The following is a 15,830-nucleotide window of genomic DNA, read 5'->3' as shown; positions in this document are numbered from 1 at the left end:
CCTCTGTCCCGCTCTGCGCCTTTATGTACGTATGCCGTCGTGACGGTAGCAGTACGTGACCGTCCGGCCGCCGCGGCCGTGGGCGGGGCGCGGGAGCCGTAGGCTGTTCGCGTGCTCTTGCTCGCTCTGGATACCGCAACCCCCGCCGTCACCGTCGCGCTGCACGACGGCGACGACGTCATCGCCTCGTCCAGCCAGGTGGACGCCCGCCGCCACGGCGAGCTGCTGCTCCCGGCGGTCGACAGGGTCCTCGCCGAGGCAGGCCTGCGGCTGGACGCCGTCACCGGGATCGTCGTCGGCACCGGACCCGGCCCCTACACCGGGCTGCGGGTCGGCCTGATGACGGCGGACACCTTCGGGCTCGCGCTGGGCGTGCCCGTGCACGGTGTGTGCACGCTGGACGGTCTGGCCTGGGCGGCCGACCTGGAGGGCCCCTTCGTCGTGGCGACCGACGCCCGCCGCAAGGAGGTCTACTGGGCGCGCTACGCCGACTCCCGCACCCGCCTCACCGAGCCCGCCGTCGACCGGCCCGCCGACATCGCCGAGCAGGTCGCGGGCCTGCCCGCGGTCGGCGCCGGCGCGCTGCTCTACCCGGACACCTTCCCCAGGGCGTACGAGCCCGAGCACGTGAGCGCCGCCGCCCTGGCCCGGCTGGCCGCGGAGCGGCTGGCGGCGGGCGAGGAACTGCCCGCGCCCCGGCCGCTGTATCTGCGCCGGCCCGACGCCCAGGTCCCCAAGAACTACAAGGTGGTCACCCCCAAGTGACGGGAACCGAGACGGCCGTGCTGCGCGAGATGCGCTGGTGGGACATCGACTCCGTACTGGAGCTGGAGCGGGATCTGTTCCCCGAGGACGCCTGGTCGCGCGGGATGTTCTGGTCCGAGCTGGCCCATGCGCGCGGCCCAGGGGCGACCCGGCGTTACTTCGTCGCCGAGGAGGGCGGCCGGATCGTCGGCTACGCGGGCCTGACCACCTCCGGCGCGGAGTCCGACGAGGGCCCGGCCGCGGGCGCCGACGTCCAGACCATCGCCGTCACCCGGGACCACTGGGGGACCGGCCTGGGCGCACGGCTGCTGACCGAGCTGCTGCGGGCGGCGACGGCGTTCGAGTGCGCCGAAGTGATGCTGGAGTGCCGGGTGGACAACGTCCGGGCCCAGAAGCTCTACGAGCGCTTCGGCTTCGAGACCATCGGCGTCCGGCGCGGCTACTACCAGCCGGGGAACGTGGACGCCCTGGTGATGCGGCTGACCGACCCGTCCACCTCCGTGACCCCGGCCGAACCCGACAACGGCGTACAAGGAACCGAGATCCATGGCTGACGAACCCCTGGTACTGGGGATCGAGACCTCCTGCGACGAGACCGGTGTCGGCATCGTGCGCGGGACCACCCTGCTGGCGGACGCCGTCGCCTCGAGCGTCGACGAGCACGCCCGCTTCGGCGGCGTCGTCCCGGAGGTCGCCTCCCGCGCCCACCTGGAGGCGATGGTCCCCACCATCGAGCGCGCGCTGAAGGAGGCGGGCGTCGGCGCCCGCGACCTCGACGGCATCGCCGTCACCGCCGGCCCCGGACTCGCGGGCGCGCTGCTGGTCGGCGTCTCGGCGGCCAAGGCGTACGCCTACGCCCTGGGCAAGCCGCTGTACGGGGTCAACCACCTCGCCTCGCACATCTGCGTCGACCAGCTGGAGCACGGCCCGCTGCCCGAGCCGACCATGGCCCTCCTGGTCTCCGGCGGCCACTCCTCCCTGCTGCTCTCGACGGACATCACCTCCGACGTCCGGCCGCTCGGCGCGACCATCGACGACGCGGCGGGCGAGGCCTTCGACAAGATCGCCCGGGTGATGGACCTGGGCTTCCCCGGCGGCCCGGTCATCGACCGCTACGCCCGCGAGGGCGACCGGGACGCGATCGCGTTCCCGCGCGGACTGACCGGCCCCCGCGATCCGGCGTACGACTTCTCCTTCTCCGGGCTGAAGACCGCCGTGGCCCGCTGGATCGAGGCCAAGCGCGCCGCGGGCGAGGAGGTCCCGGTGCGCGACGTCTCGGCGTCCTTCCAGGAGGCGGTCGTGGACGTCCTCACCCGCAAGGCCGTACGGGCCTGCAAGGACGAGGGGGTCGATCATCTGATGATCGGCGGCGGTGTGGCCGCCAACTCCCGGCTGCGGGCCCTCGCCGAGGAACGCTGCGAGGCGGCCGGCATCCGGCTGCGCGTGCCCCGCCCCAAGCTGTGCACGGACAACGGCGCGATGGTGGCCGCGCTGGGCGCGGAGATGGTCGCCCGGAACCGCCCGGCCTCCGACTGGGACCTCTCGGCCGACTCCTCCCTCCCGGTCACCGAACCCCACGTGCCGGGCCTCTCGCACACCCACGACCATGTGCACGAGACCGCCAAGGAGAACCTGTACTCATGACGGTGGCGCTGATGTGGGAGGCCCGCGCGGTGCCCGGCCGGGGACCCGAGCTGGTGGCCTGGGCCGAGGAGCGGGTCCGGGAGCTCACCCGGCGCCCCCCGCGCCGCGAGACCTTCCGCGCCCCGCAGGACCGCGTCCTGGTCATCACCTGGTGGGACGCCCCGTACGACGACCCGGACCTCCCCGAACTCCCGGAACCCCCCGGCGAGCTGATCACCCGTCCGGTGCACCGGTGGCGGTTCGAGTCGCTGGGAGCCGACTGAACGCCGGGGTTCCCGGGATGCGGGTGACCGTCGTCCGCGGCCCGGATGCGGAGACTGCGATCCCGCCTGCCACCTGGGCTTCCGTGTGCCGATGAGGAGCCGGCAGTGGCCCGCCCGATGTCCGGGCGGGCCATTTTCCGATCATTTTCAGCCGTAACTTGTCAGGTTCTTGACGATTTCGTGGCGCCCTCGGAATGATCACCGCGGCTTCATGCCTTTCGCAGGATCTTCACGGGGGAGGGGGCTCGTGTGCGCACCCGCACGAGCGTGATCGGGCTGGCTCTGGTGGCCGCCATGTCGCTTCCGGGCGGCGTGCTCACCGCGACGCCGGCGGCCGCGGCCGGATGCACGGCCGGCCAGGAGACGGACTTCGACGGCGACGGGACACGGGATGTCGCGATCGCGGATCCGGAGGCCACCGTCTCGGGGCGGGCCGAGGCCGGAGCGGTCCACATCGCCTACGGCGGCGGCAAGGGCGTCACCACGATCTCGCAGGACACGGCGGGGATCCCGGGCGCGTCGGAGCAGGGGGACCGCTACGGTCACACCCTCGCGACCTTCGACCACAACCGCGACGGCTGCACCGACCTGGTCGTCGGCATCCCGTACGAGGACCTCGACGACCAGGCCGACGCGGGCCTCGTCCAGATCCTGTACGGGGCGCCCGGCGGCCTGGCCACCGGAACGGCGGTGCGCGAATACCTCCAGGGCAGCGGCTCGGGCAACATCGGGAGCACCGCCGCGGAGGCCGGTGACTGGTTCGGCCACGCCCTGGCCGCCGGGGCGACTTCCTCCGGTGAGCCGTACCTGGTGATCGGCGTGCCGGGGGAGGACGTGGGCACCGTCGTGGACAGCGGCATGGCCCACTACCTGCGCGGCAGCACGAACGCCGGGTTCACCCAGAACACCGCCGGTGTCTCCGGGGACGCGGAGGAGCACGACCGGTTCGGCTATGCGGTGGCCGCCTCACCGCACCATGTCGCCGTCGGCAACCCCGGTGAGGCCATCGGGGACCAGGCCTTCTCCGGCGGCCTGCAGATCCTCAAGCACACGCTCAACTCCGGCGGCATCCCCACCCCGGTGGCCGGTGTCCACCAGGACGCCCCCGGCATCAACGGCGTCGCCGAGGCCGGCGACCGGCTGGCCGCGGCGCTCGCCGCCGTCCCGTACCGCCCCTCGGGCGCCTCGTCCGCCAACGAGACGCTGCTCGCCGTGGGCGTTCCCGGGGAGGACCTCGCGACCGGCGAGGACGCCGGGCGGGTCATCGCCCTGCGGGTGAACGCCGCCGGCGCCGTGACCCAGACGGCCGACATCCACCAGTCCTTCGCCGAGGTCACGGGCGTCGGCGAGGCCGGCGACCAGTTCGGTCAGCACCTCACCGCCGTGAACACCGCGCCCGGCTCCGTCGGGACGGCGGAGACCGTCCTGCTGGCCGTGGGCGTCCCGGGAGAGGACATCGAGGCGGAAGCGGCCCGGGACGCGGGCGGCGTCCAGATCTTCCCCCTGGTCGGTGAACCCGGCAACACGGACGTCTGGCTGGAGAAGGGCCAGTTCGGGCTGCCCGGACTGCCGGGACCGCGGGAGTACCTGGGCACCGGCCTGTCGGCCGACCGGGAACGGCTCCACATCGGCGTGCCCTACGGGCCGGAGAGCGACCGGGGCGTGTACGGCGTGCCGTGGACGAGTCTGCTCTCCGGCCGGCCCGGCCCGGTGACCGGCGTCCGCCCCGGCCAGGACGGCGTACCCGCCGACGGTCGCGCCTTCGGCGCGGTGGTCGAGTGACCGCGCGACGAGGCGACAGGCCGAGGCCGGACGGAACCGGCGGACCCGAGAGAACCGAGGACAGGAACGTGATCGAGACCCGGCCGCGGCGTCGTGCGCGCCGCACCGCGACCGTCGCCGGCGTGTTCGCCGTGCTGCTGGTGACCGGTCCCACCGCGCCCCCCGGCGCCGGGGCGGCCGAGGAGGTCCGGGACACGGCGCGCACGGCGGCCGCCACCCCGGTGAGGACGGCGGCAGGGACGTACGCGCGGGTCCAGCAGAGCGAGCGACTCGCCCAGGCCGCCGCGGAGGAGAACGGCGAGCCGGTGGAGGTGGCCGGCCTGCGCCAGGAGCGGCGCGAGGTCTTCGCCCAACCCGACGGCTCCTTCACCGCCTACGAGTACACCGAGCCCGTCCACGCCGTCCGCGGCGGGAAGTGGGTCGACGTCGACACCACCCTGGTGCGGGGCGCGGACGGAACCTGGTCGCCGAAGGCCGCCACCGTCGAGGTGGAGTTCTCCGGCGGCGGCGACGGGCCGTTCGCCCGGATGCGCAAGGCGGGCCGCGAGTACGCCCTGAGCTGGCCGGGCGGGCCGCTGCCCGAGCCGCGGGTCGAGGGCGGCTCCGCCACCTACCCCGACGTGCTTCCCGGCGTCGACCTGGTGGCCCGCGCCGAGGTGGACGGCCTGGCGCACCTGCTGGTCGTCAAGACGGCCGAGGCGGCCGCCGACCCGGAGCTGCGGAGCATCGAGTTCGGCCTGGGCACCGAGGGGCTGAAGGTCCGTGAGAGCGCGGACGGAGCGCTCCAGGCCGTGGACACGGCGGTCGGCGGGACGGTCTTCGAGGCCGGGAAGCCGGTCATGTGGGACTCCGCCGACCAGGCCGGCGCGGCGGGCCCGGAGCAGCAGCGGTCCACCGCCCCCGGCCGCGCGGAGCCGGCCGCGTTCACCGTGACCGCCGTGACCGCCGGGTCCGCCGGGTCCGCCGGGGAGACGTCCGCCGCCGCGGCCGCGGAAGGCCCCGGCCCGGGCGGCCGCACCGCGCCGGTCGGCATCGAGGTGACCGCGGACCGGCTCACCCTCGTGCCGGACCAGGAACTGCTGACGGGTAAGGACACCGTCTACCCGGTGGTCATCGACCCGATCCAGCGCACCACCTCCCGCAGCGCCTGGACCGGCGTCATGTCCGGCATCCCGGGCGAGCAGGACTGGAAGTACTCGGGCAGCGCCGGCGCGGGCAAGTGCCCCACCGACTACAACCCGGTCTCCTGCAACGGCGTCGGCGTACGGCGGCTGCTGTTCACGATGCCGATGTCGTTCTACAAGAACAAGTCGATCAAGAACGTCAGCTTCTCCGCCCGGGTGGAGCACGTCTACTGGGCCGACGCCCGCGCGGAACCGATCGACCTCTACCGGATCGGCGGCAAGAACTACGCCGTCAACTCCGGCAGCGACTGGTCGAACACCAAGGACGACTGGGACGACTTCCTGCAGACCGTGGACAGGAAGATCTCCCCGACCAAGTGCTCCAGCCAGGCCAACCTGCACTTCGAGGGCGGCGAACTGGTCGACGAGGTGAGCGCGGCGGCCTCCGGCGGCTGGACATCGATGACGCTGGGCCTGCGGGCGAAGGACGAGGGCGGCTTCGGCGGCTGGAAGCGGATCTGCGGCAACGCCTATCTGAAGATCGGCTACAACAACCCGCCCAAGCAGATCAGCACCGGTCACATGTCCACCAGCCCCGGCGGCAAGTGCGTGTGGGGGGCGAACCGCCCCTACACCGACGTCCTGCCGCAGCTGCGCACCGAGGCACGCGACCCGGACCACACCTCCTCCCACACGGACACGGTGAAGGTGCAGTTCAAGGTGGACTGGACCGCCAAGGACGGAACGTCCCGCTCCTACACCCAGGACACCGGCCACAAGGCACCCAACGTCGGCACCTCCTTCAGCCACACCATGAAGTCCGACGTCACCAAGGACCTCAAGCCGAACTCGGTGATCTACTGGTCGGCCCGCGCCCACGACGGCGACGACTGGGGCGGCTGGAGCTACGACGGCGACGCCCAGCGCTGCGAGATCGTCTACGACCCGACCCGGCCCGGCGCCCCCGCGGTGACCTCCGGGCAGTACCCGGACGACGGGGTGTGGCACCACGGCGTCGGCACGGTGGGCACGTTCACCTTCACGCCCAACACCAACGACGACGTGGCCGACGGCGACGTCATGGAGTACCGCTACAGCTTCGACGGCGGGCCCATGGAGCAGATCGCGGCCACCGGCCCGGGCGGCCCCGCCTCGGTGACCTTCACACCGATGTCCGCCGGACCCCACTGGGTGACGGTCGAGGCGTACGACAAGGCGAAGAACTCCAGCGTGCCCGCCCAGTACGAGTTCCTGGTCACCGACGGCCGCCCGGTCACCGCACAGTGGAACCTCGCGGACGGCGAAGGCACCGTCGACGCCCACGACGAGTCCGGCCGCTACCCGGCGGCCGCCGGCTCCGGCGTGCGGTTCGGCGTCACCGGCCCCGGCGGCGGAGTCGACGGCGCGGCCCGGTTCGACGGCAGCGAGAACGCCTACCTGGACTCCGGAACCAGGGTGCTGGACACCGGGAGCAGCTTCAGCGTCAGCGCCTGGGTCCGGCCCACCGCGCTCGACCGGGACATGGTCGTGGTCAGCCAGGACGGCACCGGCGAGCCGGGCTTCACCCTCGGCTACGACGCGACGGCCGGATCGTGGGCCTTCTCGACACCGGTGAGCGACGTCGACACCCTCGGACACTGGAAGGCCTCGGCGGGCGTCACGGTCCTCAAGGACCAGTGGGTGCTGCTCACCGGCGTCTACGACGCGCACGCCGCCGGCGGACCGCAGCTGAGCATCTACGTCAACCAGCAGCTGAAGAAGACCGTCCAGCGGCGCTCGCCGTGGGCCTCCTACGGCACCCTCCAGATCGGGCGCGCCACGGCCAAGTCCGGCTACCGCGACCACTTCACCGGCGACCTCGCCGACGTCCGGGTCTTCGACCGGGTGCTGCCCGCGGCCCAGGTCGCCGAGCTGATCACCGTGAAGCCCGACCGCAAGGGCTACTGGCCGCTGGACGAGGCCACCGCCGGGAGCACCGGCAACGTCCAGCCGGGCGGCCGGCCACTGGCCCTGGGCGGTGACGCGTCCGTGTACCGGCCGGCCGACCCGCTGGAGGACGTCCCCGCACTGGTCGGCGAGGGCCACCTCGTCCTGGACGGCGACGGCGACTGGGCCGCCACCGACGCTCCACCGGTGACCGGCGACGGCAGCTTCACCATCACCGCCCGCGCCCAGCTCACCAACGAGTACTCCGAGCAGTCGCAGACCGTGTTCTCCCTGCCCGGGAAGAACACCGACCGCGTCGTGGTGCGCTACCAGGCGTCCACCGGACAGTGGGAGCTGGAGGTGGCGCGGGAGGACGCGGCGGAAGCGCCCACCGTCGTCCGTACCAACGACCAGGAACTCCCGGCCAGTGGCGGCGCGGGACAGCATCTGGCCGTGGTGTACGACGCCTTCGCCAACGAGCTGCGCCTGTACGTCGAGGGACAGCTGGCCGCCACCGCGTACGGCGAGGACGACACCCTGTGGCCCGCCGTCGGAGGACTCCAGGTCGGCCGTTCCGCCCAGGGCGGCGGCAGCGAGTACTTCGCCGGCGCGCTCGACGAGGTGCGCGTGTACGGCGGAGCGGTCGACGCGTCCGGCGTCAGCCTGATGAGCCAGCTCACCGCCGTCCCCGACCTGTAGCCCCACGGGGGGAACCGGCCACCGGCCGGCTCCCCCCGGCCCCGAGCCTCGCGACCTGAACCCGCCTTCGGACCTGCGGAGAGAAGCCCCGGTGAACCCCTTCAGAGGCCGTCTGATCAGCCGCCGCATACCTCAACGCGCCGTCGGCGCCATCGTGCTGGGCTTGAGTCTGACCCTGGTCACCACCACGGCCGAGGCCGTGCCGCCGGCCGACCGGAGCGCCGGCGGAGGCCGCCCCGGAGTCCAGGAGTCACCGGACCCCGCCGAGGGCCGGGACGCCAAGGCCGCCCCACGGCCCGCGGACCCCAACGCGAAGGCCGCGGTCAGAACCCTCGACAAGGCGAGCTGGCCGGCGGCCGGCAGTGCCGAGATCGCCGTCGGCGCCCCCGGGAAGGCCACCGGGACCGAAGTCGGCGGACTGCCGGTGACGGTCAGCAAGGCCGGAGCACCCAAGGGGGCGGGGGACGGCGCGCGGAAGGCGGAAGGAAGGAGCGCCTCGGCCGCTCCCGCGAAGGTGCGCGTCACCTCCCTGGACCGCGAGCGGGCCCGGCAGTTGGACAGCGCCGCGGTGCTGGGGATCAGCAGGACCGACGGCGCGGACCAGGCCGGCGCGGTCGAACTCTCCGTCGACTACTCGGCGTTCGCCGAGGGCTTCGGCGGCGACTACGGAGCCCGGCTGCGCCTGGTGCGGCTGCCCGGCTGCGCCGCCACCGCCGAGCCGGGCAGCGCCGAGTGCCCCGAACTGCCCGTACCGCTGGCCGCGGAGAACGACACCGCCGAGCGGACGGTGACGGCGCGGGTCACCGCCGAACCGGAAGCGGCGGGCCTGTCCGCCCAGGCCGGCGAGGCGACCACGCTGATCGCCCTCGTCTCGGGGACCGAGTCCGCCAAGGGCGACTACAAGGCGACCCCGCTGGCGCCGTCGGCCAGTTGGTCGGTGGCCAACTCCTCCGGCGGGTTCTCCTGGAGCTACCCGCTGCGCACGGTGCCCACGCCGGGCGGTCTGACCCCGACGATCGGGCTCGGCTACTCCTCCCAGACGGCGGACGGCCGTACCGCGGTCACCAACAACCAGGGCTCCTGGATCGGTGACGGCTTCGGCTACGAACCCGGTTACGTCGAGCGTGCCTACAAGCCCTGCGCGGACGACGGTCACAAGGACTCCGCCGAGCAGTGCTGGGCGCACGACAACGCCACCATCGTCCTGGAGGGCAGCGCCGCCCAGCTCATCAAGGACGACAGGACCGGCAAGTGGCACATGACCGGGGAGAGCGGCGCCCGGGTCGAGAAGCTCACCGGCGCCGTCAACGGCGACGACGACGGCGAGCACTGGAAGGTGACCACCCCCGACGGCACCGAGTACCACTTCGGCCTCGACCGGCTGCCCGGCTGGACCTCCGGCAAGGAGGAGACCGACTCCGCCTGGACCGTCCCCGTCTTCGGCGACGACTCCGGCGAGCCCTGCTACGACGCCACGTTCACCAAGGCGCACTGCAAGCAGGCCTGGCGGTGGAACCTCGACTACGTCAAGGACACCCACGGCAACGTCATGTCGTACTTCTACGAGGCGGAGACCAACCACTACGCCCTCAACGGCAAGACGGACGTGAACGGCACCGCCTACCACCGGGGTGGCCACCTGAAGCGCATCGACTACGGTCAGCGCCACGAACAGGTGTACGCGGCCGGCGCCCCGGCCCGGGTGAAGTTCACCGTCGCCGAACGCTGCCTGCCCACCGCCACGTTCACCTGCGCCGAGGACAAGCGCACCACCGCCGACGCCGCCCACTGGCCCGACGTCCCCGTCGACCTGGAGTGCAGGGCCGGCACCCGCTGCAAGGCCGGACAGGCGGCTCCCTCGTTCTGGACCACCAAGCGGCTGACCGGCATCACCACCCAGATGCGCACCGGCGCGAACACCTACGACGACGTCGACGCGTGGACCCTCACCCACCGCTTCCTCGACAACGGCGACGACTCCAAGACGCTGTGGCTGTCGAGGATCCAGCACGAGGGCCGGGCCGGCGAGAACCACATCGAGCTGCCGACGGTCGACCTCCAGGGCATCCAGCTGGAGAACCGGGTGGACAAGGACGGCGACAACATCGACGCCTTCCACCGCTACCGGCTGGCCACCGTCCTCAGCGAGACCGGCGCCCAGCTCGACATCACCTACGCCCCCACCGAGTGCACCGCCGGCGCGCTGCCCGAGCCGGGCAAGTCCACCAAACGCTGCTACCCGGTGAAATGGGCACCGCCCGGCCACATCGACCCGATCACCGACTGGTTCCACAAGTACGTCGTCGCCGAGATCACCCAGACCGACCGCACCGGCGGCGGCGAGGACCTGGTCACCCGCTACGCGTACAAGGGACCGGCGGCCTGGCGGCATGCCGAACCCGACGGCATCACCGACGCGAAGTACCTCACCTGGGGCCAGTGGCAGGGCTACGGCAAGGTCACCGTCACCGCCGGCAACGGCGAGGTGACGGAGACTCGCGTCGACTACACGTATCTGCAGGGCATGCACGGCGACAAGGACCCGGACGGCGGCACCCGTTCGGTGAAGGTCACCGACTCCTCGGGGGTGGAGTACACCGACCACGAGGAGTACGGCGGCTTCGAACTGGAGGCGGCCACCTACGACAAGGGAACGGGCGGCAAGGTCGTCTCCAGGGTCTTCACCGAGCCGTGGAAGCACGACACCGCCACCCAGACCAGGTCCTGGGCCACCACCAAGGCCACCGTCGTCCGGTTGAAGACCACCCGCGGCCACGAACTGCTCTCCGACGGCACCTGGCGCAGGACCAGGTCGGAGTCGACGTACGACACCGACACCACCACCGGGCGGCTGCTCAGGACCGAGGAACTCGGCGACCTGGCCACGGACGCCGACGACCGCTGTGTCCGCCTGTGGTACGCCGACAACCCGGCGAGGAACATCTACGAGCTGCCCTCCCGCAGCGAGTCCGTCTCCGTCGACTGCGCCGCCACCCCCGACCGCCGCACACAGGTCATCGCCGACGAGCGCACCTCCTACGACGGCGGCGCCTTCGGGGCCGCGCCCAGCAGGGGCGACGCCACCAGGACCGAGCGGCTGGCGTCCCACGACGGCACCAAGGGCACCTACCAGGTCAGCGGCACCACCGAGTACGACGCCTTCGGGCGCCCCACCCTGCAGACCGACCCGGTCGGCTCGACCACCCGCACCGCGTACACCGACGTCAACGGGCTGATCTCCAGGACCAAGGTCACCAACGCGCTGGGCCACTCCACGACCACCGACCACGATCCCGCCCGCGGCCAGGCGACGGGGCAGACCGACCCCAACGGCCGGCGCACGGACCTGGCGTACGACGCGCTGGGCCGGCTGACCTCGGTCTGGCTGCCGGACCGGCGGAAGTCCCAGACGCCGAGCATCAAGTACGGCTACCACGTCCGCAAGGACAAGACGGTCGCCGTCAGCACCGAGAAGATCGAGAACGGCGGCACCTACGGCATCGAGTACGAGCTCTACGACAGCCTGCTGCGCCCGCGGCAGAAGCAGACCGAGGGGCCGGACGGCTCCCGCATGGTCGCCGACACGTTCTACGACGGCACCGGTGACGTCCGGAAGACCAACGCGACGTACAACGCGTCCGGCGCGCCGTCGGACGAACTGCTGACCGTCACCAACGGCGAGGTCGGCGCGCAGACGCTGTACGAGTACGACGGCCTGAGCCGTGTCACCGCGGAGATCTTCGCCGTGGCCGGCCTGGAGAAGTGGCGCACCACCACGGTCCACGACGGCGACCGCACCCACATCGACCCGCCCAAGGGCGGAGTGGCGGTCACGACGATCACCGACGCGGCCGGGCGGCTGACCGAGCTGCGCCACTACCAGGGCGAGAGCCCGAACCCGGACGGCGCCGAAGGCCCCGGCAACGGCTACGACGCCACCAGGTACACGTACACCCCGGCCGGCCGGACGAAGACGGTCACCGACGCCGAGGGCAACGCCTGGCGCTACGAGTACGACCAACTGGGCCGTCAGGTGAAGGCCGTCGACCCGGACGCGGGCACCACCACCACGGTCTACGACGCGGCCGACCGTCCCGTCCGGACCACCGACGCCCGCGGCAGGACCATCTCCACCGTCCACGACGCCCTGGGGCGGGTCACCACGACCTGGGAGGGCGCGCCGGACACCGGCACCAAGCTCACCGAGACCAAGTACGACAGGGCCGGCCGTCTGGGACACGCCTACGGTTCGTACCGGTACACCGACGGCGGGCAGTCCTTCGCCGCGGTCGTCCAGACCGTCGACGAGTTCTACCAGCCGCTGCAGACGGCCTACTCGGTGCCGTCCTCGACCGGTGACCTCGCCGGCATCTACCAGTTCACCACCACCTACAACCAGGACGGCACCGTCCGGGGCATGGGCATGCCCGCGGCGGGCGGACTCGCCGCCGAGGCCTTCGAGTTCGGCTACGACGAGCTGCAGCGTCCGGTGTCGATGACGAGCACCCTCTCCGACTACGTCACCGACACCCGCTACTCCACCACCAGCCTGCTCCAGCAGCTCGAACTCTCCACCGGCAGCGGCAAGAAGACCTGGCAGAACTTCGACCACGAGAAGGGCACCGACCGGCTGACCCGGTCGGCGGTCAGGACCGAGGGCGCGACCGGTCCGCTGAAGGAGGCGCACTACTCCTACGACCAGGCAGGCAACGTCCGCTCCATCTCCGACACCGCGGGCGGCTCCCCGGACGTCCAGTGCTTCGCCTACGACACCGGGCAGCGGCTGGCCGACGCCTGGACCCCGGCGGCCACCGCCGGGCAGGCCACCGGCTCCGGCACGGTCGGCGGCGGACTGGGCGGCTCGGCCCCGGCCGCGTGCGGCCCGGCTCCGGGCGAGAACCCGCTGGGCGGCCCGGCGCCGTACTGGAAGTCGTACAGCGTCGACGCCCTCGGCAACCGTCTCAAGGAGGTCGTCCACGACACCGGTCTGGACGCCGCCAAGGACGTCACCCGCACCTACACCTACGGCGAGAACGGCGCCGGACCGCACGCCGTCACCAAGGTCGTGGAGGAGACCCCGACCGGCGACCGTCAGACCACCTACGGCTACGACGCCTCCGGCAACACCACCGAGCGGGTGCTGGGCGGCGACACCCAGAAGCTGGACTGGGACGCCGAGGGCCAGTTGACGAAGACGGTCGAGGCGGACGGCCGCGAGGCGACCTATGTGTACGACGCCTCCGGCAACCGTGTCATGCGCGAGGACGCCACCGCCACCACGGTCTACCTGCCGGGCATGGAACTGAGCCTGGCCAAGGCGGGCGGCGAGGTGGAGGCCACCCGGTACTACTCCTTCGCGGACCAGACCGTCGCCGTCCGCACCGACGACGGCAGACTGTCGTGGCTGGCCGCCGACCACCACGGCACGGGCGAGCTGGCCATCGACGCCGTCACCGGCGCGATCACCGGACAGCGCCGCCTAGACCCCTACGGTGTGGAGCGGGGCAAGGCGACCGGGAGCTGGCCGGGGGAGAAGGGCTTCGTCGGCGGCACGGTCGACGCGCAGACGGGTCTGACGAGCATCGGAGCGCGCGAGTACGACCCGAAGCTGGGCAGGTTCGTCTCGGTCGACCCCGTCGTCGACTTCACCCAGCCCCAGCAGATCAACGGCTACGCCTACGCCAACAACAGCCCGGTCACCCTCTCCGACCCGTCGGGCCTGTTCGTGGGCTTCTTCTACAGCCTGATCAAGGTCGTCACCTGGGTGTTCAACCAGATCTCCCGCAGCAAGTACGGCAACTCCTACCACGATGTGAGGGCGGCCCAGAAGAAGAAGAACAGCGCCGAGCGGCGGTACAACTCCGCGAAGCAGCAGACCAAGCAGGCCGCCAAGGAACTCGTCAAGATAGCCAAGGACGAACTCGGCATCGACGCCGCCCTGGACTGCTTCTCCAGCGGTGACCTGGGCTCGTGCGGCGAGACCGCGCTGAATGTCGCCGGCTCCTTCGTCGGCGGTCTGGTCGGCAAGCTCGCGATCAAGTACGGCGCTTTCTGGAACTGGAAGAAGGGTGCCGCGCTGGCCAAGAAGGTCTGGGGCCTCCTGGAGGACCTGATCGGCGGGGCCAGGCGGACGTGGAAGGAGTCCAAGGCCCTCGACGAGGCCGACGACGCCCTGACGGCGGCCAAGAAGAAGGCGGAGAAGAACCGGGGCAAGGGCAAGGAAGAAGAGGCCACGAGCTGTCCGGCCAACAAGAAACACAGCTTCCTGCCCGACACCGAGGTCCTTCTCGCCGACGGCACCAGCAAGCCGATCAAGGACATCGAGCTCGGCGACAAGGTCACCGTCACCGACCCGGAGACGGGCGAGACCACGGTCCGCGAGGTCGTCGCCACCATCGTCACCGAGGACGACAAGGACTTCGTCGACCTCACCATCGCCACCGACGAGGGCGCCGCGGCCCTGATCTCCACCACGACCCACCCCTTCTGGGTCGAGTCCGAACGGCAGTGGATCGACGCCGGCGACCTCGAGCCGGGCATGACCCTCCGCACCCCGACCGGCGACACCGCCACCCTCGCCGGCCTGCGCCACTTCGAACAGCGGCAGCGCACGAACGATCTCACCGTCGCCGATATTCACACGTACTATGTGGCTGCGGGCACGACGCCCATTCTGGTTCACAATAGTGGTGGAAAGGTCACTCCCTTCCCGCCTCTTCCGAATATGAATGGCATGACGCAAACCCGGGCGTACGATACCCTTCGGGCCAATGGCTTCGATATGACGGGGCCCACTGGGGATTCAGGGGCCTGGGCCACTTTCAAGGACGCCTCGGGTAACAAGGTGTCCATAGAAATGGCGAACGGTCGTGTCGTGAGAACCAATATGGTGGACATGGGTCCGAACGTTAAGAACCGTCCGCAGCGTTGGAATCCCGATGGGAGTCCTTATTCTTCGACGCAGGACCACAAAGACACGGGTGAGTATCTCAGCAACTGCCCATAGGGGTGTGTGAACGGTGAACGAGTTCAATGGAGTCGACGAAGCCGACGCGTGCAGTTCGTACGCCCGGAAGATTCAGGCGATCTCGGGGATCACCGCTCGATGGGCCGATCACTGTATTCAGACGGCGGTGTGCCAGATGGATGCGGATCGGCCCGAGGGGGACCTGACGCTCGGGTTCGTGGAGGAGGGCAGGCCGTACGCGCCGGTCTGGCTGCATCTTGCACGGATCCGCTACCTGCGCATGGGGGATCTGCAGGAGACGGGACCATGCTTGGTCGACGGCGTCGACGTCTCGTTGCTGCCTGCCCGGCGATCCGGCTGGCCGGCCGAGGCGCGCATGCACGCGCTGCGGAGCTGGGAAGGCAGGTGGGGCGAGGCCGGCCTGGAGTGCGAGATGGCGTGGATCACCATTTCCGGCCCGTGGAGCTTGGAGGCGATCGCGCAGATCGTCAACGTGTCCGTCACGCCGCCGGAACTGGCCGACATCCCCGCCTGAGGGTGCCGGCGGGGACGGTCGGGTCCCGGATCGGCCCCGGGCGGATGTGGGCTCGCCTGACGCCAGGTGTCCGAATGTTGCGGGTCGTGTGGCGAATGTTCAGGTGGTTCACGGCGTGCGAAGGT

8 protein-coding genes are annotated in these 15,830 nt (G+C 71.4%); all 8 read left to right on the top strand.

The window, feature by feature from the left end:
* Nucleotides 1-111 precede the first annotated feature (111 nt).
* The 8 genes from tsaB (at nt 112) to ACZ434_RS06165 (ending at nt 15,705) form a co-directional block, all read left to right on the top strand.
* Nucleotides 112-765 carry a tRNA (adenosine(37)-N6)-threonylcarbamoyltransferase complex dimerization subunit type 1 TsaB gene (gene tsaB, locus ACZ434_RS06200; RefSeq protein ID WP_468452369.1) on the top strand — a complete coding sequence of 218 codons (654 nt, stop codon included), beginning with the start codon at nt 112-114 and terminating at the stop codon, nt 763-765.
* On the top strand, nt 762-1,319 hold the full coding sequence (rimI, locus tag ACZ434_RS06195; protein ID WP_468452367.1) for a ribosomal protein S18-alanine N-acetyltransferase: 558 nt from the start codon (nt 762-764) through the stop codon (nt 1,317-1,319). The genes tsaB and rimI overlap by 4 nt, the downstream gene beginning before the upstream one ends.
* Entirely contained in the window at nt 1,312-2,409 is a 1,098-nt protein-coding gene (gene tsaD, locus ACZ434_RS06190; RefSeq protein ID WP_468452365.1) for a tRNA (adenosine(37)-N6)-threonylcarbamoyltransferase complex transferase subunit TsaD, read from the top strand. The genes rimI and tsaD overlap by 8 nt, the downstream gene beginning before the upstream one ends.
* A complete protein-coding gene (locus tag ACZ434_RS06185) occupies nt 2,406-2,672 on the top strand; it encodes a hypothetical protein (protein WP_468452363.1) in 267 nt (88 codons plus the stop codon). Before tsaD ends, ACZ434_RS06185 begins: the two co-directional genes overlap by 4 nt.
* Before the next feature lie 249 nt (nt 2,673-2,921).
* Entirely contained in the window at nt 2,922-4,454 is a 1,533-nt protein-coding gene (locus tag ACZ434_RS06180; protein WP_468452361.1) for an FG-GAP repeat domain-containing protein, read from the top strand.
* A gap of 68 nt (nt 4,455-4,522) precedes the next feature.
* On the top strand, nt 4,523-8,203 hold the full coding sequence (locus tag ACZ434_RS06175; protein ID WP_468452359.1) for a LamG domain-containing protein: 3,681 nt from the start codon (nt 4,523-4,525) through the stop codon (nt 8,201-8,203).
* Between the two features lie 2,524 nt (nt 8,204-10,727).
* Nucleotides 10,728-15,209: a polymorphic toxin-type HINT domain-containing protein gene (locus tag ACZ434_RS06170; protein WP_468452919.1), complete on the top strand. Its 4,482-nt coding sequence runs from the start codon at nt 10,728-10,730 to the stop codon at nt 15,207-15,209.
* A 13-nt stretch (nt 15,210-15,222) separates the two neighbouring features.
* On the top strand, nt 15,223-15,705 hold the full coding sequence (locus tag ACZ434_RS06165; protein ID WP_468452357.1) for a hypothetical protein: 483 nt from the start codon (nt 15,223-15,225) through the stop codon (nt 15,703-15,705).
* Nucleotides 15,706-15,830: the final 125 nt, after the last annotated feature.

The organism is Streptomyces sp. NPDC030893 (genome assembly GCF_055571535.1).
The sequence above is the reverse complement of the archived record's forward strand: the minus strand, read 5'-3'. Positions and strand labels throughout refer to the sequence as shown.